The organism is Klenkia sp. AC732 (assembly GCF_979256525.1).
In genome coordinates, this window is the sequence record NZ_CEEDOS010000026.1 from 1 (window position 1) to 24,641 (window position 24,641).

Here is a 24,641-nt window from a genome sequence, read left to right on the forward strand (position 1 = left end):
CGCCGGCCTGCTCGCCCTCCTGCTCGGCGCCGCCCTCACCCTCGGCACCCGCCGCCGGGTGACCCACCAGTAAGACCCCCACAGGGCACCCGTGGCCCGGCCGTCCCACCCAGGGACGACCGGGCCACCGGTGTGCCCGACGCAGAACAGCTCGATGTCACATCGGGCGGCGTCCAGCAGTCGAGACCCGGCTCGATGTCACATCGGGCGGTGCCCGACAGCCACTTCCCAGCTCGATGTCACATCGGGCGGTACCCGGCAGCCGCGCCCCAACCCACCGCTCACCCGGCGATGCCCGACAGCCGGGACCTCGTCCGATGTCACGTCGAGCGGTGACGAGCTGGCACGACCCAGCTCGATGTCACATCGGGCAGCACCCGACAGCCACGACCCAGCCCGATGTCACACCCAGCGGCGCCCGGCGACCACCAGCCAGCTCGCGGTCAGTCAGGCGGGCAACGCTCAAGGCAGGGAGAGGCACAGCGCGTCGGGGTCGTCGGCGCAGAGCTGGCCCTGCTGAGGCGGGGAGAGCCGGAAGGGCTCGTCGTCCCGGCTGTGCACCCGGAGCTGGTCGATGCGGACGTCGAGGGTGGAGAACGCCTCGGGCCGCCCCTCCGGGTGCGTGGCGTCGACGGCGTCCTGCAGCACCAGGTAGGCGACCACCTCCCCGCCGGAGGAGCCGTGCCACCAGAAGGTGTCGGTGAGCTGGAGCGGCGGGTCGTCCTGGCAGTAGGGCTCCGCGGCGCCGTCGAAGAAGACACCGATCGGCCCGATGTCGGTGGGGGTCTCCGCCGTCGGCTCGACGGTCAGGTGCCCGGCCAGCTCGTCCCGGTCGAAGTCGATGGTGACGGCGACGTACTGGAGCGTCGTGGAGTCCAGGTCGCAGTCCTCGGTGAACCCCTCCAGAGGAGGGACCAGCCCGGTCTGGGTGGGTCGCCGGACGACGGACAGGTGGTCGGACTGCCGGCCGTCCGCGGTGGCGATGTCCACCCCGGCCAGCGTCACCGGGCCGAGGGGCGCCACGGGCTCCGCCGGCGACGTCGGGGTGGGCGTGGCCGCCGACGCCTCGGCGGCGCGGGACGCCGCGGCCGCCTGCGGGTCGGCCAGCGCCGAGGCGAAGCCGCAGCCCGACGTCAGGACCCCGACCAGTCCCAGCGCACCCAGGGACCGCAGCGCCGCACCCCGCACGTGACCCCCCGTGACCCGTTCCGAGCCTGGAGGGTGCCACGTCGGGGGACGGCGGGGAAGCAGGTCAGCGCGTCAGGTGCGGCTGGGACTGCTGAGCGGTGCTGACCAGCGCCTGGTCCGGACGGATCCGGGACACCTCGACCGACTGGGCCGGCAGCAGGGCTGCCAGCAGCCAGTCGGTGCCGACGCGGACCCGGTTGTTCATCGAGGGCAGCGCGTACAGGTGGTATCCGCGGGCGACCAGCTTGGCGAGCGGCCCGTGCAGCTTGATCCCCAGCGGCTTGGCGACGGCGTCCCGACCGCCCAGGTCGGCGACCAGACCCAGGTCGCGGTGCTTGTAGGGCTTGGCCCGGCCGAAGCCGAGGCTGGCCGCGACGTTGCGGCCCAGGGCGGTGCCCTGACGCTGGGCGTGCTGCGCGGTGGGCGGGGTGACCGGCTGCGGCTGGCCGGTGCCGGCCGGCGACCAGTCCGGGCTGGCCAGGTCGGGGACGGCGGCGGCGTCCCCACCGGCGAAGACGCCGTCGGCTCCGGGGACGGCGAGGTCGGCGTCGACGACGAGCCGGCCCTTCTGCAGCGGCAGGTCCAGCGCCCCGACCAGCGGGCTCGCGGCGACGCCGGCACCCCAGATCAGTGTGCGGCTGGGGATCGTGGACCCGTCGGTCAGCAGGGTCTCGCCCTCGCGGGCCTCCTTGACGGTGACACCGAGCCGGACGTCGATGCCACGGCGGTGCAGCGCGTCCATCGCTACCTTGCCCAGGTCCGGGCCGAGCTCGGGCAGCACCGACTCGGCCAGGTCGATGAGCACCCACTGGATGTCCTGCGGGCGGACCCGGGCCCAGCGGGAGGCGATGGTGCCCAGCCAGTACTGCAGCTGGGCGACGATCTCGGTGCCGGTGTACCCGGCGCCCACGGCCACGACGGTGAGCCGCTCGCGGCGTTCGGCGTCGTGCTCGGGGCCCTCCGGGAGCGCGTCGGCCCGGTCGAGCTGGCGGAGCAGGTGGTCGCGGAGGAACTGGGCCTCGACGAGGGTCTTCACCCCGTGGGCGAGCTCGGCCACCCCGGGGATGTCGAACTGGCGGGTGACCGACCCGGGCACCAGGACCAGCCGGTCGTAGGGCTGGGTGAGGGTGCCGTCGGTGGCCCCGCCGTCGTCGGTGGTGCGCACGGTGACGGTCTTGGCCTGCGCGTCGATGTCGGTGACGCTGCCCAGCACGACCCGGGTGCGGCGCAGCTGCTGGCGCAGCGAGACCGCGATGTGCCGGGGCTCGACGACGCCGGCGCTGACGTCGGGCAGCAGCGGGCTGTAGAGCAGGTAGTCGCTGGGGTTGACCAGGACGAGCTCCGCGGCGTCGGGCGGGAGCGTCTTCTCCACCTTCCGGAGGGCGTGGAAGCCCGCGAACCCCCCGCCGACGACGACGACCACCGGGCGGGACTGGCTCATGACGTGCTCCTCGACAGCGGGTGCGGGTGGGGCGCCGCGGCACTGCGACACCCTCCTCCTGCCCCGCCCCGTCTCGGGTCAACCCGTCTGCTGGGTCACCCCACCTCGGTGACCTCGTAGGTGTGCCCGGCGGCGCGCAGTCGCTCGACCAGGACGGGACCCAGCGCGGTGGCCGGGGTGAGGGACCCGGCGCGCTCGGGCAACCGGTCGGCGTCCAGGGCGAGCGCCAGGGCGGTCTGGCCGAGCATCACCGCGGTGGCCGCGTAGCCGGGGTCCCCCGGGCCGGAGGCGACCGACCGGTAGCGGCGTCCGGACTCGGTGGCGCCGGTGGTGACCATCCGGAAGAACCCGTTGCGCCGGGTCTCCTCGCTCGGGCCGGAGCCCGGGGCGGGCAGCACCCGGTCCAGCAGGGACGCCGTCGGGCCGAAGGCCATCGCCGACACCGCGGCCAGCAGCCCACCGGTGACCACGCCCGCGGCGACCGCTCCTGGGACGCCGCGGCCGGTGGCCATGACCTCGCCGTAGGAGAGGCCGCGGCCGTAGGACCAGTCCTGCAGCGCGTTGCTGCGTCGGACGACGCGGGTGTTGAACGGTGCCATCACGAACGCCGCCGACCACCGGCCGTCGGCCGCGCGGGAGGGCTTGGCGCCGTCTCGCGGCTGACGGGTGGCGGGCTCGGCGTCCCGGTCGGGGCTGAGCGCGAAGGGGTCCCCGACGACGCGCCGCAGCGACGGGTCCGCCGCGATCGCCGCGACCTGGGTGCGCAGCGAGTCGACGGTGCCGCCGGAGAAACCGCCCTTCGCCGTCGCCACGGTCTGCACGTCGGTGAGGCCACCGGTGCCGTCGGCCGCGGCCCGGGCGGCGAGCTCGGCGACGGCGAGGTCGGAGGGGATCGAGTCGTAGCCGCAGGCGTGCACGATGCGGGCGCCGGTCTCCCGGGCGACGGCGTCGGTGGCGGCGATGGCGTCGCGGACGAAGAGCACCTCGCCGGTGAGGTCGGCGTAGTGCGTGCCGGCGCGGGCACAGGCCTCCACCACCGGCAGGCCGTACTTGGCGTAGGGCCCGACCGTGGTGACCAGCACCGCCGTGCTGCCGGCCAGGTCGGCCAGCGAGGCGGGGTCGTCGGAGTCCGCGGTGAGCACCGGCCAGCCGCGGCCGCCCGGCGGCAGCTGCGCCCGGACGGCCTCGACGCGGGCCCGGTTGCGACCGGCCAGGGCGATCCGGGTGCCGGCGGGGGCGTGCTCGGCGAGGTGGGCGGCGACGAGCCGGCCGACGAAGCTGCTCGCGCCGTAGAGGACGACGTCGTGTGCGCGGGTCATCGCCCCATCCTCGCCCGGCGCGCGGACCGGCACCCGTCGGCACCGTCCCCTACCCGTGGTCCCCGACGCCCACCCTCCGCGTGGGTGGCGGGCGACCGGGTAGGGGTCGATCGGACGCGCGGCGCCGGTCGACGGCCCCAGCCCCGGGCAGCTCCCGACCGTGTCGAGCCGCGTCCAGCACACGAGGAGGCCCCTGATGAAGGCCGTCGTCTACCGCGGACCGCACACCGTCGCCGTCGAGGAACGACCGGACCCCACGGTCCAGTCCCCCACCGATGCGGTCGTGCGGCTCACGACCACGAACATCTGCGGCTCGGACCTGCACATGTACGAGGGCCGCACCTCCGTCGAGGAGGGCAAGGTCCTGGGGCACGAGAACACCGGCGTCGTCGAGGCCGTCGGCGACGGCGTCGACCGCATCCGGGTCGGCGACCGGGTGTCGGTGCCGTTCAACATCGCCTGCGGCACCTGTCGCAACTGCCAGACCGGGTGGACGTCGTTCTGCCTGCGTGCGAACCCCACCGAGGGCATGGACGGCGCCGCGTACGGCTACGCCAACATGGGGCCCTACGACGGCGGGCAGGCCGAGTTCCTGCGCGTGCCCTGGGCCGACGTCAACCTGCTCACCCTGCCGCCGGGCACCGAGCACGAGAACGACTTCACGATGCTGTCCGACGTGTTCCCCACCGGCTGGCACGGCGTCGAGCTGTCCGGCTTCCAGGTCGGGGACCGGGTGGCCGTCTTCGGCGGTGGGCCGGTCGGGCTGATGGCCGCACACAGCGCCGTCATCCGAGGAGCCTCGGAGGTGTTCCTGGTCGACAAGGAGCCCGACCGGCTGCGGCTGGCGGAGGGCTTCGGCGCGACGGCGGTCGACTTCTCCGCCGGTGACCCGGTGCAGCAGCTGCTGGAGGCCACCGGCGGGCGCGGGGTGGACCGCGGCGTCGAGGCCGTGGGCTACCAGGCGCACGACGGCACCGGGGAGGAGCACCCCGAGCTGGTGCTGGACAACCTCACCCAGGTCGTCCGGGCCACCGGCGGCATCGGCGTCGTCGGGGTCTACATGCCCTCCGACCCCGGCGCCAGCAGCGACCTGGCCAAGGAGGGCCGCATCCCCTGGCAGTACGGCACCTTCTTCACCAAGGGCCAGTCGATGGGCACCGGGCAGGCCCCGGTGAAGCGGTACAACCGGCAGCTGCGCGACCTGATCATCGCCGGGAAGGCCAACCCCGGGGCGATCGTCAGCCACGAGCTCCCGCTGGACCAGGCCGTCGAGGGGTACCAGCACTTCGACGCCCGGGACGAGGGCTGGACCAAGGTGCTGCTCAAGCCCTGACCGGGCCTGCCCGCAGCGGTGCCCGGGTGGACTCCCCACCCGGGCACCTCACCGGCGCAGGTCGAGCACCTGGTGGTCCCAGCCCAGTGCGGTGACGCCGACCGGCTCCCATCCCGTCCGGCGGGCCAGCTCCTCCAGTCCGGCGACCGTCCGCGGTGGGCGGCCGGTCACCGCCAGCATGGCGACGGCGTGCTCAGCCGCGGCCTCTGGACCCCCCGGGCCGGTCAAGGTGAGCACGTCCACCACGAGGGCCCGGTCGGAGCGGCAGGCGAGCACGCGGAGCAGCTCGAGCACCTCGTCGTCGGTGCGGTGCGCGGTGTCCAGGGCACTGACTGCGAGGTCCGACCGGTCGGGCGCGGTGTCCGACACCGGGAGGTCGGCGACCTCGCAGGTCAGCACCCGCACCGCCGTCGCCGAGCCGGTCAGCGCCGCCTCCGGCAGAGCCTCGCGGTCGGCAGCTGCGCGTAGCAGCACTGCGGCACCCGGGCCGCCGACGACGACGGTCGAGGCCGACGTCCAGGCCGGCAGGTCGGGCACGCCACCAGCGACGAAGGCGAACCCGCCCGCCGCGGCAGCGCGGTCGGCGTACAGCCCGGCGTCGGCGTCCAGCTGCTCAGCGGCTGCGGCTCCGTGCACCTGTGCCCACGCCGACGTCCCCGCCGGGACCCCGTCGGACAGCCGGAGGACGGCGGCCAGCACCCGGGCGTCCCAGCCGGACCCGAACAGCTCCTGGCGGAGGTGGTCGTCGTCGAGCAGCTGCGCGCCCACCGGTCCCAACGACAGCCCGCTCGGGCCGGCGACGACCACCCCGTCGACGGCGAGCTGCGCGGCCACCACCCCGAGCGCCGGGGCGTCCAGCCCGAGCCGGGAGGCCAACTCGGCGACCGGTACGGGGGTGTCGGTGAGCGTGTCGAGCAGCCCGGTCCGGACGGCGATCCGGGTGGTGGCCCACGGCAGTGGGCTCAGCAGCGTCTCGACGTCGACCGCGGTTGCGTCGGGGGTCGCCTCCACCTGGGCGTGCCAGTACCCGGTGACGTCGAGGTGGTCCCGGGGAACGTGCCGCTCCACGCGCAGCCACCGGCGCAGCGGCAGCAGCGACCGGCTCTCCCCTGCCGCCCACACGTACGGGACGCCCGGCCACCACGTCACGTCGCGGACCGCGTCGGCGAGCCGGGAGGGCGCCCGGTCCGGGGTGGTCAGCCAGGTCAGCGTGTCCCCGTCCCGGACGGCGAGCGGCTGACGGGCCGCCGGGTCCCCGACCTCGACGACCACCTGCACCGGGACGTCGAGCGGGCGCTCGTCCAGGTACCGGCCGATCGCGGGCAGCGCCGTCTCGTCCCCGGCCAGCAGCACCCAGTCGACGCCGTCGGGCATGACGAGGGAGGACTTCGGCTCGGCGAACCACAACGGGTCGCCACGGCTCGCGGTCCGCGCCCAGGCCTGGGCCGGCCCGTCGCCGTGCAGCACGAAGTCCAGGTCGAGCTCCTGGGTGAGCCGGTCGAAGCGGCGGGGCGTGTAGTCCCGGGCCTGCCGGTGCTCGGCGGTCGGCCAGTCGATGCTGCGGGCCCGCTGCACCGGCAGGACGGCGGCGATGTCGCCGTCGGCGGCGAAGACCAGCTTCACGTGGTCGTCGAAGGACTCGGTGACGAAGCCGGGCAGCTCGAGCCCCTCGTGCACGAAGGGCCCCAGCTGCTGGCCCGCGACGGTCACCCGCCGCATCCGCGGGGTGACGTCGACGGCGCGCACGACGTGGACACGCCGGAGCACCAACGGGTGGGTGCGCAACGCGTGGTGGGCCATGCCGGTCAGCCGAACTGGGCCTGCACGACGTCGAGCAGGTCCATCGTGGCGTACCAGTCGGCCCGGTTCGCCGTCGCGGGCAGGTCGTACACCGAGCCCTCCTGGAAGGCCGGCAGCGCGGCGAAGACCGGGTCGGCGGCCAGGGACTCCGCGGTGACGGTGTCGGCCTGGAAGCCGAGCACGAAGACCGTCGGAGCGGTGACGACGACGCCGACCTGCTCGCGGGACAACTCGAAGGAGTCCCCCGAGCCGTAGGTCTGGAAGTCGGGGTTGTCGGCGATGACCGGCGCGGGCTCGAGGCCCACCTCGGCCAGGGTCTGCGGCAGCTGGGCGTCCTCGGGGATCGAGTACGGGGTGCCGTCGGCGAGCATCAGCAGGTAGCCGACCGGGGTGGCCGGCAGGTCGATGGCGTCGCGGACCTCGGCGACCTTCTCGTCGTAGGCGTCCAGCAGCTCCTGCTCGGCGTCGGGGACGCCCAGGACGTCGGTGGCCAGGTGGTCCAGCTGGCCCTGCCAGGTGGTGAGGTCGGCACTGACCAGGACGGTGGGCGCGACCTGGCTGAGCTGGCCGTACACCTGCTCGGCCTGCACGGCCGGGAAGCCCTGGCCGCCCCCGATGATCAGGTCGGGCGCCTCGGCGGCGAGGGCCTCGATGTCGAAGCCGGCGTCGGTCCACGGGATCATCACGGTGCCGTCCTCGGCGGCCTCCTCGGCCCAGGCCTCGGGGAACTCGTCGGTCTGGGTGTTGAGCGGGATCGCGCCGTGCACCGGGACATCGAGGGCGTAGAGGTAGCCGGCCAGCGCGGAGTTCAGCACGACGATCCGCTGCGGATCGGCCGGGACGGTGACCTCGCCCTGGTCGGTGGTGACCACGCGCGTCTCGTCGGCGGCCGCGCTCGGGGCGGTGTCCGCGTCGGCGGAGTCGGAGGACGAGCAGCCGGCCAGCAGCAGGGCGGCGGCACCCAGGGCGGTGAGGGTCAGGGTGGGGCGGGGGCGCGGAGTGGCAGGCATGTGACCTTCTGGTTGGGCGGGCCCCAGGGGGCGGACGACCTGACGTTAGGCTGCCCTAAGTCGACGGGGGTGACGTGTCCGTCGACCAGGACGACACGTCACCGGAGGGCCTGTGCTGTTGACCGAGGTGGGCCGCCGCCGCGCCGCCGACGGGCCCGGCACCGACGACGTCGTCCGGTTCGACGGCCATCCCCCCCACCGGCACGACCGCTCTCAGCTGGTGCACCTGGTGCTGGGCCGCGCGACGCTCGACATCGCCGGAGAGCGGGTGGAGCTGGCCGAGGGTCAGGGGGTCTGGGTACCTGCCGGGGTCGAGCACGCGCTCACCCTGGAAGCCGGTGGGGTCGTGCTCGGGCCTCTGCTGTCCCCTGGTCTGGACCCGCCGTCCGGCGCTCCGCGGCGCGTGGCGGACCCGGGGGTCCGCCGGGTGCTGGTGACCCTGCTGAGCGTCGCACCCCGGGACGGCGACGAGGTGCAGGTGTTCCGCCGGGCCCTGGAGATCGCGTTGGTGGCCGCGACCGGCGAGCAGTTCTCGCTCCGGCTGCCCACCCACCCCGCGGCCCGGGCGATCGCGGCGGACGTGGTCCGGTCGCGCGGCACGCTGGCCCAGCTCGCCGACCGCGAGTTCCTGTCCGCCCGGCAGGTGCAGCGGCTCTTCCTGGACCAGACCGGGCTGTCGTTCGCGACCTGGCGGACCCGGGCCCGGCTCAACGCCGCCATCGCGCGGCTGCGCGCCGGCCGCGGGGTGCCCGCGGCGCTGGACGCCTCCGGGTTCACCACCCGGGAGGGCCTGGTGAAGGCGCTTGCCCGCGAGTGCGGGCTGCCGGCGGGTGAGGTGCTGGCGTACGTCGTGGCACCGGCCGTCACCGGGACCTGACCGGTCCCACCACGCGGCGCACGGCAGCAGCAGACCGCGGAGGTCACCGGATCCCTCGACGACCTCGGCCCGACGGACCCCGCCGATCGCACGGCCTCGTCATCCTGACCCGCGCACGACAGCGCCCCCGGTCCCGCAGTCGCGGGACCGGGGGCGCCGGTCGATCAGGAGGTCAGCTGCAGCCGCTGGTGGATCCGCAGCCCTCGCAGACGTAGCAGCTGCCGGCCGGGCGCATCTTCGTGCCGCAGGTCATGCACAGCGGCGCGTCGGTGGCAGTCCCGGTGACCAGCTCGAGCAGCTCGGCCGAGGAGTGGGCCTCCTTGATCGAGGTGGGGGCCTTGGCGGCGGGCGCCTCGACCTTGGCGACCTCGGTCGGCGCGGAGCCGCGCAGCGCCTCCAGGTCGACCTCCTCCTCCACCGAGGTGGTGGAGGCCGAGCCGTAGCCCGACACCTGCGCGGCGCGCTCCTCGGCGGTGAAGATGCCCAGGTTGGCGCGCTTCTCGACGGACAGGTGGTCCAGCGCCAGGCGACGGAAGATGTAGTCCATCACCGACTGGGCGATCCGGATGTCCGGGTCGTCGGTCATGCCGGCGGGCTCGAAGCGCATGTTGGTGAACTTGGAGATGTAGGTCTCCAGGGGCACACCGTGCTGCAGCGCCAGCGAGATGCCGATCGAGAAGGCGTCCATGACGCCGGCCAGGGTCGAGCCCTGCTTGCCCAGCTTGAGGAAGACCTCGCCCAGGCTGCCGTCCTCGTACATGCCGGCGGTCATGTAGCCCTCGGCCCCGGCGACGGAGAACGAGGTCGTGACGCTGGTCCGCTTCTTGGGCAGGCGCTTGCGCACCGGGTGGGCCATGGTCGCGGCGACCGGGGCGGCCACCTCGGCGACCTCGGCCTTGGTGCCGTCGTTCTTGCCCTTGCCCCCGGACAGCGGCTGGCCGACCTTGCAGTTGTCGCGGTAGATCGCGAGGGCCTTGATGCCGAGCTTCCAGCCCTGGAAGTAGATGTTCTCGACGTCCTCGATGGTCGCCGACTCGGGCATGTTGACCGTCTTGGAGATGGCACCGGAGATGAAGGGCTGGACCGCGGCCATCATCCGGACGTGGCCCATCGGGGAGATGGACCGCTCGCCCATCGCGCAGTCGAAGACCTCGTAGTGCTCGGGGCGCAGCGTGGGGGCGTCGACGACGTGGCCGTGCTCGGCGATGTACTCGACGATCGCCTCGACCTGCTCGTCCTGGTAGCCCAGGCTCTTCAGCGCCCGCGGGACCGTCTGGTTGACGATCTGCATGGAGCCGCCGCCGACCAGCTTCTTGAACTTGACCAGCGAGAAGTCCGGCTCGATGCCGGTCGTGTCGCAGTCCATCATGAAACCGATGGTGCCGGTGGGGGCCAGCACGGAGGCCTGTGCGTTGCGCCAGCCGTTCTCGGCACCGATCGCCAGGCAGTCCTGCCACTGGGCGGTGGCGGCCTTGAGCACGTCGGCGTCGTCGGCGCCGACGGGGCGGATCGCGTCGTTGGCGGCCGAGTGCTTGCGCATGACCCGGGCGTGCGCCGAGGCGTTGCGGGCGTAGCCCTCGTAGGCACCGACGACACCGGCCAGCTCGGCCGAGCGGCGGTAGGCGGTGCCGGTCATCAGCGAGGTGATCGCCGCGGCCAGGGTCTGGCCACCGCGGGAGTCGTAGGCGTGGCCGGTGGCCATCAGCAGCGCGCCGAGGTTGGCGTAGCCGATGCCCAGCTGGCGGTAGGCCCGGGTGGTGTCGCCGATCGGCGCCGTCGGGAAGTCGGCGAAGCAGATCGAGATGTCCATCGCGGTGATGATCAGCTCGACGGAACGGGTGAACCGCTCGGAGTCGAACGTGCCGTCGGCCCGCAGGAACTTCATGAGGTTCAGCGAGGCCAGGTTGCACGAGCTGTTGTCCAGGCTCATGTACTCCGAGCAGGGGTTGGACGCGTTGATCCGCCCGGTCTCGGGGTTGGTGTGCCAGTCGTTGATCGTGTCGTCGTACTGGATGCCCGGGTCGGCGCACTCCCACGCGGCGGTGGTGACCTTGCGGAAGAGCTCCTTGGCGTCGACGGTCTCCAGGACCGAGCCGTCGGTGCGCGAGCGCAGCCCGAACGGGGTGCCGTCCTCGACGGCGCGCATGAACTCCTCGTTCACCCGGACCGAGTTGTTGGCGTTCTGGTACTGGACGCTGGTGATGTCCCGGCCGCCCAGGTCCATGTCGTAGCCGGCGTCGCGCAGCGCGCGGATCTTGTCCTCCTCGCGCGCCTTGGTCTCGACGAACTCCTCGATGTCGGGGTGGTCGATGTCCAGCACGACCATCTTCGCCGCGCGGCGGGTGGCGCCACCGGACTTGATGGTCCCGGCGGAGGCGTCGGCCCCACGCATGAAGGACACCGGGCCCGAGGCCGTGCCACCGGAGGACAGCAGCTCCTGGGAGGAGCGGATGCGGGAGAGGTTCAGGCCGGCACCGGAGCCGCCCTTGAAGATCAGGCCCTCCTCGCGGTACCAGTTGAGGATCGAGTCCATCGTGTCGTCGACGGCGAGGATGAAGCAGGCGCTGACCTGCTGGGGGCTCGAGGTGCCCACGTTGAACCAGACGGGTGAGTTGAAGCTGAACACCTGGTGCAGCAGCATCCAGGTCAGCTCGTGCTCGAAGAGCTCGGCGTCGGACTCGGTCGTGAAGTACCCGTGCTCGCGGCCGGCCTCGGTGTAGGTGAGCACGACCCGGTCGATGAGCTGACGCAGGCTGGTCTCCCGCTGCGGGGTCCCGACGGCGCCACGGAAGTACTTCGTGGTCACGATGTTGGTGGCGTTGATCGACCACTCGGCCGGGAACTCGACGCCGCGCTGCTCGAAGTTGATCGAGCCGTCGCGCCAGTTGGTCATGACGACGTCACGACGCTCCCAGGTCACCTCGTCGTAGGGGTGGACGCCCTCGGTGGTGAAGACCCGGGCGATCTTCAGGCCCTTGCGGTCGGACGCCTTGCTCGCACGCTTGCGGCCGGACGAGATGCGGTCGGTGGTCTCGGTCAAGACTCCCCCTGGGGTCGTGTGGCGCACCGGGGCGGGGCCCCGGGCTGGTGTTCTAGCGGGTGCTGCTGACATTTCGGTGGAGCTGGCGCGCTGCGGTGCTGGTCTCGTGCGTGCAGGTGCTGGCCCGGCGACGGTGCCGGGGCGGACGTGGCGGGGAAGAGGTCCACGTCCGGCGCGGTCAGGAGCCGGGGCCTCCGGCGCCGGGCGGGGCGGCGGCCTCCGGCGACGGGCGGTCGGACGGCGTGGTGGTCCCGGCCGGGTCGTCCGTGCCGACGGCCGGGTCTGCCACGACGGGGTCCGGGACGGCCCGTGGCCGGCCCGTGCCGGGCACGAAGCTCCCGGTGGCGGCGAGCGCGTGCGCCCGCCGCATCTCGGTGATCTCCTTCTCGAAGTCCGCCGCGGAGGTGAAGGAGCGGTAGACGCTCGCGAAGCGCAGGTAGGCGACCTCGTCGAGGTCCCGCAGGGGCCGCAGGATCGCCAGGCCCACCTCGTTGCTGGGCACCTCGGCCGACCCGGTGCAGCGCACCGCGTCCTCGACCTGGGCGGCCAGCACGGCGAGCTGGTCCTCGTCGACCGGGCGGCCCTGGCAGGCCCGTCGCACACCCGCGATGACCTTGGACCGGTTGAAGGGCTCGGTCACCCCCGAGCGCTTGACGACGGCGAGGACGGCCTCCTCGACGGTGGTGAACCGCCGACCGCAGCCGGGGCAGGACCGCCGGCGACGGGTCGTCGCACCCTCGTCGGTCTCCCGGGAGTCGACGACCCGGCTGTCCGGGTTGTGGCAGAACGGGCAGCGCATCGCGGTGTCTCCTCTCGGGTCCGGGCGGGTCGGTGGGGGCGTGTCGGGCAGGTCCTCCGGCAGGTGCCGTGGCACCGTGCCCGGGCGACTCCGCGGGGCGTCTGTGGACGATCCCGGGGACATCCGGTGGACAACCCGGGGGCTTCCTGGGGACAACCCTGTGGATGGAACGACATCTGTGTAACTACTAGATGTTGTGGTGAGAGTAGCCCCGCACCCCTACTGGTGTGCAACCCCTGGTGCGCGTGTCGTCTTCCACCACTACCTGTTGTGGTCGACCCGCCCCGCCAGGCACCCCGACCCCACCTGCACCGCAGCTCGCACAGCACCTGACAGCAGCCCCCGCCGCGGCTGGCGAGAACCGTGGCGGACGTCGGCGCGTCGCGCGCCGGGGCGGTCATCAGGCGAGCCGGTGTGCCCCGGGGACCGACCCCGAGGCCCACGGCGGACGGCACGTGTGACCACCAGGAGACCGACGCCCGGAGGAAGGGCCGGGCCGGGCCGACGGGCCACAGCGCACGCCGGGGCGGGGCGAGGCGTGACGGAAAGAGGCGGGCCTGAGCGAGGCGGCCGGTGCGCGGCGGGTCGGAACGAGGCGGGACGGAGCAGCGGGGCCTGGATCGCAGCCATCCGAGCGCCCTCCTGCGGGGACCCGAGCCGGGCCGAGGACGGCGACGGGACGGACGAGCACCAGTGGCGGGGACGCGTGGAGGTGTGCTCCCAGAGGGAGGCGCAGGCCGCGAGCGTGGGGCAGCCGGGAGCACGGGAGGGCGGGCGACAGGACGTGGTGGTGACCGGGGGCCTCACCTGGCCCGGGACCCGGCTCGTGAGCAGCGCGGCCACGCCCTCGTGACAGCGTCTCCTCCAACCCCGATCGGAGCGCCGACCGGGCGGCGCGCGGGTGCCGGCCGGACTCAGGGGACGAGCAGCACCTGCCCGGGCACGAGGCCCGCACCCTCGAGGTCGTTGGCCGCCCACAGCGCGTCGACGACGCCGCGCGGGTCCTCGTCCGGGGCGATCGCGCTGGCGATCGACCACAGGGTGTCCCCCGGCTGCACCACGACGCTGCTCTCCCCCGCCAGCGCCAGCCCGGGGCCCTGCGGTCCGACGACGGCCGGACCCAGCAGGGCCGCCAGTCCGAGACCGCCCACGAGGACCAGGCCGGCGACGACCCGGCGACCACGGCGGGTCAGTCGCAGGGGTGCGACCGGTTCGTGCTCGACCGACGACCGGGACCCGCGGTCCGACCTGCGGACCGGGAAGGGCAGGACCTCGGCGAGCCGCTCACCGGTCCCGGGAGCCCCACCCGGGGCCGCCTGCTCCGGGAGCTCGACCGGCGACTCCCCGGCCGCCCGGGCCGACCCGACCGCGCGCACCCCGCCCGGGCGGTCCCCCGCGGCGAGCAGGGCGCGGCCGGCCGGGTGGTTGCCGCGGGGAGAGGGAGTGCTGCGCTGCGTGGTGGCCATCGTCATCGCTCCTGGTGGGTCGCCGACGTCGGGGGGAGGTGATCGAACGGGTGTTCGATTCGAACGTCTGTGCGATGTCTACCCGAGGGGTCCGACAAAATCGAGCGGACACGGCGTGTCCTTCGAACACCTGTTTGAACGACGGCGCCGAGGGGGTTACTGTCCGTGTCGATCACGACGGCCACCGTCGCGCCGGGCGGACCCTCACGGGAGCGCCCGGAGGACGGGTGTCCGGCCGTCGGCCAGAGAGCTGCGGGGACGCAGCCGGCGAGGAGGACACGTGGCGGTCGAGGGCACACCGGGCGACGGCGGCACGGCGACGACCAAGCGGTCGACGGCGACGCGGCGGGCCAAGGCGGCCCGCACGCCGGCCACCACCGGGGCCGCCGAGGAGGCGACCGGCGCGTCGGTGCGGGAGTTCCCCGACCGCAGCGAGGCCGGCGACGGCCTGACCCAGCGTCAGCGCCGCGTCCTGGAGGTCATCCGCGACTCGATCGAGCGTCGCGGCTACCCGCCCTCCGTGCGCGAGATCGGGGAGGCCGTGGGCCTGTCCTCGGCGTCCTCGGTGGCCCACCAGCTCTCGGTCCTGCAGAAGAAGGGCTGGCTGCGCCGGGACCCCAACCGGCCGCGCGCCCTGGACGTCCGGCTGCCCGGGGACCACCCCGACGCCGACTCCTCCCCCGCCGCGCTCGCCGGGGCGGGCGCCGGCAGCGGCGTCGACGACCCCAGCGCCCCGGTGCCGACCTACGTCCCCCTCGTCGGCCGGATCGCCGCCGGTGGCCCGGTGCTGGCCGAGCAGGCCGTGGAGGACGTCTTCCCGCTCCCCAAGGAGCTCGTCGGCGAGGGCACGCTCTTCATGCTCAAGGTCACCGGCGAGTCGATGATCGAGGCCGCCATCTGCGACGGCGACTGGGTCGTCGTCCGCCAGCAGGCCACGGCCGAGAACGGCGAGATCGTCGCTGCGATGATCGACGGTGAGGCGACCGTCAAGACCTACAAGCGGCGCGACGGCCACGTGTGGCTGATGCCGCACAACCCGGCCTTCGAGCCCATCCCGGGGGACGACGCCACGGTCCTGGGCCGTGTGGTGACCGTCCTGCGTCGCGTCTGAGGCAGCTGGAGCACCCCCACCGGCCTCGGGTCGGGCGCCTCGACCGGCGTCCGCCCCGTGGCCCAGGAGGTCAACGGCGGCGGAGCTTGCCCGTCGTCCAGACCAGCACCGCCGCGGCGACCGCTGCGATGAGCCCGGCCGTCCAGGGCGACAGGCCGGTGCTGCCGTCCTCGGTCAGGGTCTGCGCGGAGACGGCTGCCGGGCCGGTGGCTGCAGCCGGAGCGAGCGCGCCCACAGCCGGGACGACGGTCACCGCGGCCGGGAGCCCCTCGCCGGAGACCACGAGACTGCGCCCGTCGGCCGCGAACGTGACGGCTTCGCCCTGCGGGGAGTCCGGCAGCGCGACCCGGGCCGGCGGCGTCGCCAGGGCGCCTGCGACGTCGGAACCGGCCAGGGGCCAGACCAGCGCGTCGGTGTAGGTGCGCACCGCCACAGCGGCGCCGTCGGCACTGACCGCGCCGCCGGTCACCATCAGCTGCCCGGCGCGGCCCACCGGGCCGCCCGACGTGCCGGTCAGCTCCAGCGTCAGGTCCCCGACCCGCTCCAGCGCGACGGTAGTGCCGGCGTCGAGGGCCGTGGCGGGGCGGTAGACGCCACTGCTGCCCAGCACCTCCTTGGTCACCAGGTAGGGGGTGCCGTCGGGGGCGAGGAGCAGCGCCTCGGAGTCGTGCGCGCCGTCGGGGTAGGAGAGCCTGAAGACCTCCGCGGCACCGTCGGGGCGCAGCGCGATCAGCGCGACGGTCTCCCGGGTGGCCCGGTTGTCGCCGGTGTCGGCGATCCAGACGGTCCCGTCGGCGGCGAGCGCCATGTCCTCGGGGTCGTAGGGGTCCACGGCGGCCGTGCGCTCGGCGACGACCGCGCAGGCGGCGTCCAGCACGTACACGGTGACGGCGTCCCCGCCGTCGTTCATCGCCAGCGTCGTGTCACCGGAGGTGGCCAGCCCGGAGATCTCCGGCAGGCGCGCATCGGTCACCGAACACGGTGTCGTCGGCTCGCCGTAGGGCGCGACGGTCTCCTCGGCGGCGGCGGTGACGACCTCGCCGGGCGCCTGGGCCAGCCCCGGGGAGAGGAAGGACCCGGGGAGGAAGGGGCCGAGCAGGAGGCCGGCGGCCGCGAGGGTCGCCACCAGGGCCCTCGACCGGCGGACGGGGGCCTCAGACAGTCGGTCGACCGGCTCGGGCACGTACGAAGCGTGACAGGACGATTGCGTCGAGTGCGTGCACCACGCCCAGCAGGACGAGGCCCACAGCCGCCCCGACCACGGCATCGGTGACCCAGTGGAAGTCAAGGGCCACCATGGCCACACCCGTCACAACGGGACCGAAGACGCTGAGCACCCAGAGGCCACGCTGGACCGCTGCGGGGAGACCGGACTCGACCGCCTGCCACCGGGCCACGCCCCACATCAGGACGGCGTTGGCGACGTGCCCCGAGGGGTACGAGGCGCCGTCGCGGTGGAAGAAGGACCCCGGGTAGGCCGGGGCGGTGCGGCCGGTGCCGAACTTGAAGGCGTAGACCACCGCGGTCAGCAGGGCCAGCGCGACCAGCACCCGGAGCAGCGGGACGATCGTCCGCTGCCGGATGCAGGTCCACCCCACCAGCACGGCGAGGACGAGCAGGATGGTGACCCGCCCGCCGGCCTGGGTGAGGACCCACACCGGCCAGTAGAGGACCGAGTCACGCAGCCCCCAGGAGCTGACGACCTCCGAGACCTGCAGGTCCATCCGCTCCAGCGTGCCCCGCGCGAGCAGGTCGACCGTCACGAGCACGGTGACCACGACCGCCAGCCCCACCGACCACCAGGCCGGCCGGCCCACGCCGATGACCGCCGGTCCCCGGGACGGGGCAGCGGCAGGGGCGGTCGTCACCTCGCCACCGTACCGGCAGTTCCGTGACCATCCCGTGACCTCCCCGCCGCCGGGCGACGGCGGGGAGGTGCCGGGGTCAGCCGGTCGCCGTCAGGCGACCGGGGCCACGAACTCGCCCAGGGCGGCGGCGAGGGCGCCGTCGACACGGGCGTGCAACCGGGTGCCCTCGGAGGAGAAGTCCTCGCTGAGGACCTCGCCGTCGCGGTGGACCCGGGCGACCAGGTCACCCCGGTCGAAGGGCACGAGCACGTCGACGTCCACGTCGGGGTGCGGGAGCCGGGCGGCGATGACGTCGCGCAGGGCCGCCATCCCCTCCCCCGTGCGGGCCGAGACCCAGTGCGCACCGGGCAGCGCCTGACGCAGGGTGAGGACGTCGTCCTCGTCCATCGCGTCGATCTTGTTCACCACGATGAGCTCGGGCACCGAGGCCGCGTCGATCTCGGAGAGCACCACGTGCACCGCGTCGATCTGGCCCAGCGGGTCGGGGTCGGAGCCGTCGACGACGTGCACCAGCAGGTCGGCGGCGGCCACCTCCTCCAGCGTCGAGCGGAAGGCGTCGATCAACTGGTGCGGCAGGTGCCGCACGAAGCCCACGGTGTCGGTGAGCGTGTAGTCCCGGCCGTCGGGCGTCTCGGCCCGGCGGACCGTCGGGTCCAGGGTGGCGAAGAGCGCGTCCTGGACCAGGACACCGGCGTCGGTGAGCTGGTTGAGCAGGCTCGACTTCCCGGCGTTGGTGTACCCGGCGATCGCGACCGAGGGGGTCTGGTTGCGGTCCCGGCTGTTGCGCTGCGTGGTCCGGGCGGTCGCCATGCCGGCGATCTCCCGGCGCAGCTTGCTCACCCGGGCCCGGATCCGCCGCCGGTCGGTCTCGATCTTGGTCTCACCGGGACCACGGGTGCCGATGCCGCCACCGCCGGCGACACGACCACCGGCCTGCCGGGACAACGACTCACCCCACCCGCGCAGCCGCGGCAGCATGTACTGCATCTGGGCGAGCTCGACCTGGGCCTTGCCCTCCCGGCTGGAGGCGTGCTGGGCGAAGATGTCCAGGATCAGCGCGGTCCGGTCGACCACCTTGACCTTGAGGATCTTCTCCAGCTGGTTGAGCTGACCGGGGGTCAGCTCGCCGTCGCAGATCACCGTGTCGGCGCCGGTCGCGGCCACGATCTCGCGGATCTCCGCGGCCTTGCCCGAGCCCACGTAGGTGCCGGCGTCGGGCTTGTCCCGGCGCTGGCTGACCGCCTCGAGCACCTCGGAGCCCGCCGTCTGGGCCAGGGCGGCCAGCTCGGCGAGCGACCGGTCGGCGTCGGCGGCCGTCCCCTCGGTCCAGACCCCGACCAGCACGACGCGCTCCAGGCGCAGCTGGCGGTACTCGACCTCGGTGACGTCGGCGAGCTCGGTGGACAGCCCGGCGACGCGACGCAGGGCCCCGCGCTCCTCGAGCGCGTAGGAGCCGGTCGTCTCGTCGGGGGTGTCCCACTGCCCGCGCGGGGCGGGCCGGGTCTGGGTCGGGAGCGCCGTCACGGCTGCCTTGTCGGCGCGTGCGGCGGCGTCCTCGAGGATGGCCCGGTTCTGTGCTGTCGTCATCGTCTCCCAGCGTGTCACGCCCCGGCCTCCGGGGCACCTGACTTCCTGCTGGTGACAACGCCGGGGAGCTCCCAGGTCATCCCACGGGGTGCATCTCGCGCCCGTACAGCGGGTGCCCGGAGCCCAGGGGACCCCGTTGACCGTGGCCGGACCGGCGCAGCAGGCTGCCCCCGTGACCGCCCCCCGCAGCCTCTGGCGGCACCGCGACTTCCGGCAGCTGTGGGTCGCCGAGACCGCCAGCCACGTCGGCACCCAGGTCGTCGGCGTCGCCCTCCCGGTGGTCGCCGTCGCGGTGCTCGGGGCCAGCCCGCTGGAGATGGGCGTGCTGACGGCGCTGGAGACGGCGGCGTTCCTGCTCATCGCGCTCCCGGCCGGTGCGTGGGTGGACCGGTGGCGCCGGCAACGGGTGCTGGTGCGGGCCGACGTCGTCCGGGCGCTGGCGCTGCTGACCCTCCCGGTCGCGTACCTGCTGGACGCGCTGACCCTCGGGCAGCTGTTCGTGGTGGCCGCCGTCGTCGGGACCGCCACCGTCTTCTTCGACGTCGCCTACCAGAGCTACCTGCCCTCACTGGTCGACCGCAGCCAACTCACCGACGGCAACGGGAAGCTGGAGATCAGCCGGGCCGTCGCCCAGGTCGCCGGGCCCGGGCTGGCCGGGGTCCTGCTGCGGGTGGTGGCCGCCCCGCTGCTGATCGTGGTGACGGCGGTGGGCTACCTGCTGTCGGCGGCCGCGGTCGGCCGGATCCACCACGTCGACGTCGTGCCCGCGCGCAGCTCCCGCCGCCGGCTGCGGGTCGAGGCCCGGGAGGGCCTGGCCTTCGTCGTGGGCCACCCGCTGCTGCGCCGGATCGTGGCGTGCACCGGCACCGGCAACCTCTTCGGGGCGATCACCGGCACGCTGCTGGCGATCTACGTCCTGCGGACGCTGGGGCTCTCGGAGTCCACCCTCGGTCTGGTGTTGTCCGCCGGTGCCGCCGGCGGCCTGCTCGGCGCCGGCACGGCGGCGCCGTTCGCCCGGTGGGTCGGGGACGGCCGGACCATCCCGCTGTCCGCGGTGGCCTTCGGGCTCGCCGCCTCCCTCACCCCGCTCGCGTCGCTGGCCGAGGGCACCGTCCGGCTGGCCCTGCTCGTGGGCGGCAGCATCGCCGGCAGCTGGGCGGTGGTGGTCTACAACGTCGTGCAGGTCAGCTTCCGGCAGCGGCTGTGCCCACCGGGCCTGCTGGGCCGGATGAACGCCTCGGTCCGGTTCCTGGTCTTCGGCACCATGCCGGTCGGCGGGCTGCTGGGCGGGGTGCTGGGGACGGCGGTCGGCGTCGTCCCGGCGCTGTGGGTGGCCGTCGCCGGCCAGCTGCTGGCCGCCCTGCCGGTGCTGCTGAGCCCGCTGGCGGGCATGCGCGACCTGCCCGACGAGTGGGACGCCGGGCCGGTGCAGGAGTCGTCCGCGGCGTCACCGGGTAGCCCCCCGGCATGACCGACGAGACCACCGAGGACACCACCCCGGACACCACACCCGGCACCGACGACGACCCGGGCCGCGACCCGGCGGGCCTGGACCCGCCGCGCGACCTGTTCTCCGCCGCGGGCACGCTGCCCGAGCACGGCAGCTACGACCCGGGCAGCAGCCAGCGCCGTCCCGCGCAGAGCCCGCCCCCCGGGGACGACGCCGACCGGGCCGGCGACAAGCCCCCCGCGGACGGCGCGGACGCGGTCTAGGCCCCCAGCCACTCCGCAGTCAGCGTCCCGCTGCTGACGACGACGGCCGGCCCGGACAGCACCGTGCTGTCCGGGGCGACCTCCACGGTCAGCCGGCCGCCCGGCACGTCGACGGTGACCGTGCCGGCGTCCCGGCCGCCGGCCTCCAGGGCCGCGTACGCCGCCGCGCAGGCACCGGTGCCGCACGAGCGGGTCTCCCCCACGCCCCGCTCGAAGACCCGCAGCCGGACGTGGGCGGTGGTGCCCGCCGGCCCTTCCTGCGCGTCGAGCACGTTGACCAGCTCGACGTTGACGCCCTCGGGGAACAGCGCGGCGTCGACCCGCGGCTGCACCGTCAGGTCCAGCGAGTCGACCGCCACGTCGGTCAGGCAGGCCAGGTGCGGGTTGCCCATGGAGACGCCGATCCCGGGGAACAGCCGGCCACCCAGCTGGGCCTCACCGCGGCCGAAGGGGCGCGCCGCACCCATCTCCACCCGGTAGCCCGACTCCCCCAGCCCGACCCGGCGCGGCCCGCCGCGGGTGCCCACGAGCACCCCGGCCAGGGCCTCCGCGCGGGACAGCAGCCCCTCGGTGAGCAGGACGTGCAGGTAGACCCGGATGCCGTTGCCGCACATCTCGGCGTGCGAGCCGTCGGCGTTGCGGTGGTCCATGAACCAGGTGCAGTCACCGAGGGCGTCCCCCAGGACGGCGGCGGCGTCGGGCACGTGCTCGCTGCGGACGACCCGGAGCGCGCCGTCGGCACCCAGCCCACCCTGCCGGTCGCACAGCCGGCGGACCAGCGCGCCGTCCAGCCGGCTCTCGGGCCAGACGTCACCGTCGGGGTCGGGGAGCACGACGAAGTCGTTCTCGGTGCCGTGCCCCTTGAGCACCCGCGGTCCAGTCACGCCCCGATCGTAGAGAGCGCCCGGGACAGCAGGTCCGGGTCGCCGGCGTCCAGCCACGTCGTGGCGGCGTCGCGGCGGAACCAGGACCGTTGCCGGCGGACGAAGCGCCGGGTGGTGCGCACCGTCTCCTCCCGGGCCGCCTCGGGGGTCAGCTCGCCGTCCAGCTGGCGGAGCACCTGCGCGTAGCCCAGCGCCCGGGACGCCGTCGGCCCCTCCCGGAGGCCGTCGGCCGCCAGCGCCGTCACCTCCTCGACCAGACCGGCGTCCCACATCCGGTCCACCCGCACCGCGACCCGCTCGTCGAGCTCGGCAGGCTCCCGGTCCAGGCCGATCGTGACCGCCGGGTAGTGCGGGCGCGGCTGGGGCATCGAGGCGGTGAAGGGGCGCCCGGTGATCTCGACGACCTCGAGGGCCCGCACCAGCCGGCGTCCGTTGCTGGGCAGGACGGCGGCCGCCGCGGCCGGGTCGACCTGCGCCAGCCGGGCGTGCAGCACGCCCGACCCGACGTCGGCCAGCTCGGCCTCCAGCCGCGCGCGGACGGCCGGGTCGGTGCCGGGGAAGTCCAGCTCGTCGAGGACCGCCCGCACGTACAGGCCGGACCCGCCGACCAGCAGCGGCACGGTCCCCGCGGTGCGGAGCCGGTCGATCTCGGCCCGGGCGCGGTCCCGGTACTCGGCCACGCTGGCGGGCTCCCGGACGTGCCACAGGTCCATCAGGTGGTGCGGCACGCCGTCCCGTTCGGCCGGGGTCGGCTTGGCGGTGCCGACGTCCATGCCGCGGTAGAGCTGCATCGAGTCGGCGTTGACGACCTCACCACCCAGCCGGTGCGCCAGCGCCACCGCCAGGGCGGTCTTGCCCGTGGCGGTCGGCCCGACGACGGCGACGACCGGCGGCCCGCTCACCCCTCCCCCCGGGTCAGCCAGCCCGGGACGCCGTCTGGGACGTGCGCCAGCACCCAGTCGGCGACGAGGTAGCCGACGCCGTGCGGTGCGGTGGCGTGCACCAGCCGGGCCGTGGTGGGGACGCCGGCCAGCGCCGCCCCGACCGCCCGCCAGGTCGCGGTGCCCGAGGCCATCAGCCGGTCCCCCTCGACCGGGTCCAGCGCTGCCAGGGCACCGGCGTCCCCGGCGGCGAGGGCGTCGGCGACCGCGGCGTCGAAGCCCTCGGCGGCCGGGTCCAGGTGCCCGGGGGCCTTGTCGGAGCGGCGCGCGGACCCGTCGCCCATCGCCAGCAGCGCCACCGGTCCCGGCAGGTCGCGCAGCGCCGCGTCCAGGTCGTCGGGGGCCACCCCCAACCGGGTCCCGGCGTACCCGGCGCGGTCCAGCAGCCAGGCGGCGACCGTGTGGGCCAGCGGCAGCTCGCGGCCCCCGGGCCGGACCCGACCCGAGAACGGCTGGCGGCCCGTGGCGCCCCAGGGCCGCAGGTCCCCGGCGTCCCCGTCGCCGTACCGCACCCCGTTGGGGCCCTCCCCCACCACGAGGACGACGTCGGGGTCCACCCCCAGGACGGTGGCCACGACGTCGGAGCACGCGATCCGCAACCGGTCGGTCGCCGGGGTCGGTGCTCCCTCCAGCGCGGGCAGCAGCAGCGGCGGGTGCGGACAGAACGCGACCGCCACGGGGCGGGAGGACGTGGCGTCGGGACTCACGGGGGGAGTGTCGCCGATCGCACGTGGGAGACTCGGGGTGTGTCGAGCACGGAGAACACCGCAGACGGAGCGCAGCAGCCGAACGAGGAGTCGACGACCGGGGTGACGCCGGCGTCCGAGGCGACCCCGGGCGGGTCCGAGGCGGTGACCCCCGAGGCCGGCACCCCGTCCGCGGACGCCCCCGCGGACGCCGCGGTGGCCGACCCGACGAGCGACGCCCCGCCCTCCACCGAGGCCCCCACCGAGGCCTCCACCGGAGCCTCGTCCGAGGGCGCGACCGAGGCCCCGGCCTCGGACCCCTCGACGTGGGGCCGGGTCGACGACGACGGCACCGTCTACGTGCGCACCGCCGACGGCGGCGAGCGCGTCGTCGGGTCCTGGCAGGCCGGCGAGCCCGCCGAGGGCCTGGCCCACTACGGCCGTCGCTACGACGACCTGGCCACCGAGGTCGGCCTGCTGGAGGCCCGGCTGCGGGCGCACACCGGCAACCCCGGTGAGATCCGCACCAAGGCGCAGGCGTTGGCCGAGCAGGTGCCGACCGCCGACGTCGTCGGTGACCTCCCGGCCCTGGCCTCCCGCCTCGGCACGATCATCGACGCCGCCGAGGGCGCTGCCGCCGTGAGCCGCGCCGAGAAGGCCGCCGCCCGCGTCGAGCAGATCGCCAAGAAGGAGGCCCTGGCCGCCGAGGCGGAGCAGATCGCCGCCGAGTCCAGCCAGTGGAAGGCCGCCGGCGACCGCCTGAAGGCGATCGTCGAGGAGTGGAAGACGATCAAGGGCATCGACCGGAAGACCGACGAAGCACTGTGGACGCGCTTCGCCGCCGCCCGGGACGCCTTCGGCCGCCGTCGCGGCTCGCACTTCGCCGCCCTCGACGTGCAGCGCGGGGAGTCGCGCGCTGCCAAGAGCGAGCTCATCGCCGAGGCGGAGAAGCTGTCGACCTCCACCGAGTGGGGCCCGACCAGCGCCGCGATGCGGGCGCTGATGGACCGCTGGAAGGCCGTGCCCCGCACCGGCCGGGACACCGACGACGACCTGTGGAAGAAGTTCCGGGCCGCCCAGGACGTCTTCTTCGCCGCCCGCGCGGAGTCCGACAAGGCACGCAACTCCGAGCAGAAGGGCAACCAGGAGCAGAAGGAGGCGCTGCTGGCCGAGGCCGAGAAGATCGACCCGACCCGCGACCTCCGTGGCGCCCAGGCCGCGCTGCGCAAGATCCAGGAGCGCTACGACGCGATCGGCCACGTGCCGCGCGAGGTCATGCGCTCCCTGGAGGACCGCATGCAGGCCGTCGAGGAGAAGGTGCGCGGCGCCGCCGAGGGCTCCCGCCCCCGGGCCGTGGCCGAGAACCCGATGCTGACCTCGCTGCGCGCCGCGGCGGAGAAGGCGCAGGAGCAGCTCACCAAGGCCCGCGCCGCCGGTGACGCCAAGCGGATCGCCGACGCCGAGGCCAACCTCGCCAGCCGCCAGGAGTTCCTGGCCGCCGCGGAGAAGGCCGGCTCCCGCCGCTGATCCCCCGCACTGCCCGACGAGCCCCCACCGGATGCCGGTGGGGGCTCGTCG

The 24,641-nt window shown here is 74.6% G+C and carries 20 protein-coding genes; 6 read left to right on the forward strand and 14 right to left on the reverse strand.

Going from position 1 to position 24,641, the window contains the following annotated elements; all coding sequences use genetic code 11:
- Window positions 1–462: 462 nt before the first annotated feature.
- The 3 genes from AC0IVP_RS13560 to AC0IVP_RS13570 form a co-directional block, all read right to left on the reverse strand.
- On the reverse strand, window positions 463–1,188 hold the full coding sequence (locus tag AC0IVP_RS13560; protein WP_471757171.1) for a hypothetical protein: 726 nt from the start codon (window positions 1,186–1,188) through the stop codon (window positions 463–465).
- 64 nt (window positions 1,189–1,252) lie between these two features.
- Complete coding sequence (locus tag AC0IVP_RS13565) at window positions 1,253–2,629, reverse strand: NAD(P)/FAD-dependent oxidoreductase (RefSeq protein ID WP_471757173.1); 1,377 nt, start codon at window positions 2,627–2,629, stop codon at window positions 1,253–1,255.
- A gap of 95 nt (window positions 2,630–2,724) precedes the next feature.
- Window positions 2,725–3,948: a saccharopine dehydrogenase family protein gene (locus tag AC0IVP_RS13570; protein WP_471757175.1), complete on the reverse strand. Its 1,224-nt coding sequence runs from the start codon at window positions 3,946–3,948 to the stop codon at window positions 2,725–2,727.
- A 196-nt stretch (window positions 3,949–4,144) separates the two neighbouring features.
- Here AC0IVP_RS13570 and AC0IVP_RS13575 point away from each other — a divergent pair, with 196 nt between their 5' ends.
- On the forward strand, window positions 4,145–5,281 hold the full coding sequence (locus AC0IVP_RS13575) for a glutathione-independent formaldehyde dehydrogenase (protein WP_471757177.1): 1,137 nt from the start codon (window positions 4,145–4,147) through the stop codon (window positions 5,279–5,281).
- 48 nt (window positions 5,282–5,329) lie between these two features.
- Here the strand turns inward: AC0IVP_RS13575 and AC0IVP_RS13580 are convergent, their stop codons facing one another.
- Window positions 5,330–7,081, reverse strand: coding sequence for a siderophore-interacting protein (locus tag AC0IVP_RS13580; RefSeq protein WP_471757179.1), 1,752 nt, complete (start codon window positions 7,079–7,081; stop codon window positions 5,330–5,332).
- Between the two features lie 5 nt (window positions 7,082–7,086).
- On the reverse strand, window positions 7,087–8,091 hold the full coding sequence (locus AC0IVP_RS13585) for an ABC transporter substrate-binding protein (RefSeq protein ID WP_471757181.1): 1,005 nt from the start codon (window positions 8,089–8,091) through the stop codon (window positions 7,087–7,089).
- 112 nt (window positions 8,092–8,203) lie between these two features.
- Here AC0IVP_RS13585 and AC0IVP_RS13590 point away from each other — a divergent pair, with 112 nt between their 5' ends.
- A complete protein-coding gene (locus AC0IVP_RS13590; protein WP_082556658.1) occupies window positions 8,204–8,968 on the forward strand; it encodes an AraC family transcriptional regulator in 765 nt (254 codons plus the stop codon).
- A 172-nt stretch (window positions 8,969–9,140) separates the two neighbouring features.
- Here AC0IVP_RS13590 and AC0IVP_RS13595 read toward each other — a convergent pair whose 3' ends face one another.
- The 3 genes from AC0IVP_RS13595 to AC0IVP_RS13605 all read right to left on the reverse strand — a co-directional run bounded on the left by AC0IVP_RS13595 (window position 9,141) and on the right by AC0IVP_RS13605 (window position 14,273).
- Window positions 9,141–12,008 (reverse strand): vitamin B12-dependent ribonucleotide reductase, encoded by a 2,868-nt coding sequence (locus AC0IVP_RS13595; RefSeq protein ID WP_471757183.1) that lies wholly within the window; start codon window positions 12,006–12,008, stop codon window positions 9,141–9,143.
- Between the two features lie 178 nt (window positions 12,009–12,186).
- Window positions 12,187–12,807, reverse strand: coding sequence for a transcriptional regulator NrdR (nrdR, locus tag AC0IVP_RS13600; protein WP_471757185.1), 621 nt, complete (start codon window positions 12,805–12,807; stop codon window positions 12,187–12,189).
- Between the two features lie 914 nt (window positions 12,808–13,721).
- A complete protein-coding gene (locus AC0IVP_RS13605; RefSeq protein WP_082556662.1) occupies window positions 13,722–14,273 on the reverse strand; it encodes a LysM peptidoglycan-binding domain-containing protein in 552 nt (183 codons plus the stop codon).
- 280 nt (window positions 14,274–14,553) lie between these two features.
- On the opposite strand from AC0IVP_RS13605, the gene lexA reads away from it, so the two are divergent.
- A complete protein-coding gene (gene lexA, locus AC0IVP_RS13610; RefSeq protein WP_082556655.1) occupies window positions 14,554–15,384 on the forward strand; it encodes a transcriptional repressor LexA in 831 nt (276 codons plus the stop codon).
- 70 nt (window positions 15,385–15,454) lie between these two features.
- On the opposite strand, the gene AC0IVP_RS13615 is transcribed toward lexA, so the two are convergent.
- The 3 genes from AC0IVP_RS13615 to hflX all read right to left on the reverse strand — a co-directional run bounded on the left by AC0IVP_RS13615 (window position 15,455) and on the right by hflX (window position 18,839).
- Window positions 15,455–16,510 carry a hypothetical protein gene (locus AC0IVP_RS13615; protein ID WP_471757187.1) on the reverse strand — a complete coding sequence of 352 codons (1,056 nt, stop codon included), beginning with the start codon at window positions 16,508–16,510 and terminating at the stop codon, window positions 15,455–15,457.
- 28 nt (window positions 16,511–16,538) lie between these two features.
- On the reverse strand, window positions 16,539–17,252 hold the full coding sequence (locus tag AC0IVP_RS13620) for a phosphatase PAP2 family protein (protein WP_235564578.1): 714 nt from the start codon (window positions 17,250–17,252) through the stop codon (window positions 16,539–16,541).
- A 90-nt stretch (window positions 17,253–17,342) separates the two neighbouring features.
- Window positions 17,343–18,839: a GTPase HflX gene (gene hflX, locus AC0IVP_RS13625; RefSeq protein ID WP_471757189.1), complete on the reverse strand. Its 1,497-nt coding sequence runs from the start codon at window positions 18,837–18,839 to the stop codon at window positions 17,343–17,345.
- A 172-nt stretch (window positions 18,840–19,011) separates the two neighbouring features.
- Here hflX and AC0IVP_RS13630 point away from each other — a divergent pair, with 172 nt between their 5' ends.
- Window positions 19,012–20,310, forward strand: a complete 1,299-nt coding sequence (locus AC0IVP_RS13630) for an MFS transporter (protein WP_471757191.1) — start codon at window positions 19,012–19,014, stop codon at window positions 20,308–20,310.
- Window positions 20,307–20,552: a hypothetical protein gene (locus AC0IVP_RS13635; RefSeq protein ID WP_056291555.1), complete on the forward strand. Its 246-nt coding sequence runs from the start codon at window positions 20,307–20,309 to the stop codon at window positions 20,550–20,552. The genes AC0IVP_RS13630 and AC0IVP_RS13635 overlap by 4 nt, the downstream gene beginning before the upstream one ends.
- Here the strand turns inward: AC0IVP_RS13635 and dapF are convergent.
- The 3 genes from dapF to AC0IVP_RS13650 are packed head-to-tail and all read right to left on the reverse strand — an operon-like array spanning window position 20,549 to window position 23,084.
- A complete protein-coding gene (dapF, locus tag AC0IVP_RS13640) occupies window positions 20,549–21,436 on the reverse strand; it encodes a diaminopimelate epimerase (RefSeq protein ID WP_471757193.1) in 888 nt (295 codons plus the stop codon). The two genes, AC0IVP_RS13635 and dapF, sit on opposite strands and share 4 nt — an antisense overlap.
- Entirely contained in the window at window positions 21,433–22,338 is a 906-nt protein-coding gene (gene miaA / locus AC0IVP_RS13645) for a tRNA (adenosine(37)-N6)-dimethylallyltransferase MiaA (protein WP_056291551.1), read from the reverse strand. The genes dapF and miaA overlap by 4 nt, the downstream gene beginning before the upstream one ends.
- Window positions 22,335–23,084 (reverse strand): class III extradiol ring-cleavage dioxygenase family protein, encoded by a 750-nt coding sequence (locus AC0IVP_RS13650; RefSeq protein WP_471757195.1) that lies wholly within the window; start codon window positions 23,082–23,084, stop codon window positions 22,335–22,337. Before AC0IVP_RS13650 ends, miaA begins: the two co-directional genes overlap by 4 nt.
- Window positions 23,085–23,123: 39 nt before the next feature.
- Here AC0IVP_RS13650 and AC0IVP_RS13655 point away from each other — a divergent pair, with 39 nt between their 5' ends.
- Window positions 23,124–24,590 carry a DUF349 domain-containing protein gene (locus tag AC0IVP_RS13655; protein ID WP_471757197.1) on the forward strand — a complete coding sequence of 489 codons (1,467 nt, stop codon included), beginning with the start codon at window positions 23,124–23,126 and terminating at the stop codon, window positions 24,588–24,590.
- Window positions 24,591–24,641 lie beyond the last annotated feature (51 nt).

Coding starts and splice junctions, on each gene's coding strand:
- AC0IVP_RS13565 (WP_471757173.1), bottom strand. CDS start 2,629: ATGAGCCAGTCCCGCCCGGTGGTCGTCGTCGTCGGCGGGGGGTTCGCG.
- AC0IVP_RS13570 (WP_471757175.1), bottom strand. CDS start 3,948: ATGACCCGCGCACACGACGTCGTCCTCTACGGCGCGAGCAGCTTCGTC.
- AC0IVP_RS13575 (WP_471757177.1), top strand. CDS start 4,145: ATGAAGGCCGTCGTCTACCGCGGACCGCACACCGTCGCCGTCGAGGAA.
- AC0IVP_RS13580 (WP_471757179.1), bottom strand. CDS start 7,081: ATGGCCCACCACGCGTTGCGCACCCACCCGTTGGTGCTCCGGCGTGTC.
- AC0IVP_RS13585 (WP_471757181.1), bottom strand. CDS start 8,091: ATGCCTGCCACTCCGCGCCCCCGCCCCACCCTGACCCTCACCGCCCTG.
- nrdR (WP_471757185.1), bottom strand. CDS start 12,807: ATGCGCTGCCCGTTCTGCCACAACCCGGACAGCCGGGTCGTCGACTCC.
- AC0IVP_RS13605 (WP_082556662.1), bottom strand. CDS start 14,273: ATGGCCACCACGCAGCGCAGCACTCCCTCTCCCCGCGGCAACCACCCG.
- hflX (WP_471757189.1), bottom strand. CDS start 18,839: ATGACGACAGCACAGAACCGGGCCATCCTCGAGGACGCCGCCGCACGC.
- AC0IVP_RS13635 (WP_056291555.1), top strand. CDS start 20,307: ATGACCGACGAGACCACCGAGGACACCACCCCGGACACCACACCCGGC.